The sequence below is a fragment of the Enterobacter cloacae complex sp. 6730903 genome (assembly GCF_048283985.1).
In the GTDB taxonomy this organism is placed as follows: Bacteria; Pseudomonadota; Gammaproteobacteria; order Enterobacterales; family Enterobacteriaceae; genus Enterobacter; species Enterobacter hormaechei_C.
This window is the reverse complement of record NZ_JBLVXX010000203.1, coordinates 1-299: the sequence shown is the minus strand read 5'-3', so window position 1 is coordinate 299 and position 299 is coordinate 1. Positions and strand designations below refer to the sequence as shown.

1 pseudogene is annotated in these 299 nt (G+C 63.9%); it reads left to right on the top strand.

Going from position 1 to position 299, the window contains the following annotated elements:
* Positions 1-299: pseudogene (fliP, locus tag ACNQ0W_RS25570) on the top strand (flagellar biosynthetic protein FliP); the annotation flags it as partial.

The window sequence follows — 299 nt, the reverse complement described above, 5'->3', positions numbered from 1 at the left end:
AGCCAGGCCTGGCAGCCCTATACCGCGCAGCAGATCGGCTTCGACGAGGCGCTCGAGCGCGCCGAGGCGCCGATGCGCGAGTTCATGCTCAAGCAGACACGCGAATCGGATTTCGCGCTCTTTGCGAAGCTGGCCAAGCTCGATGCGTCGGTCAAGGCGGACACCGCTCCCCTGCGCGTCGTCGTGCCGGCGTTCGTGACCAGCGAGCTCAAGAGCGCCTTCCAGATCGGCTTCATGATCTTCATCCCGTTCCTCGTGATCGACATGATCGTCGCCAGCGTGCTGATGAGCCTCGGGAT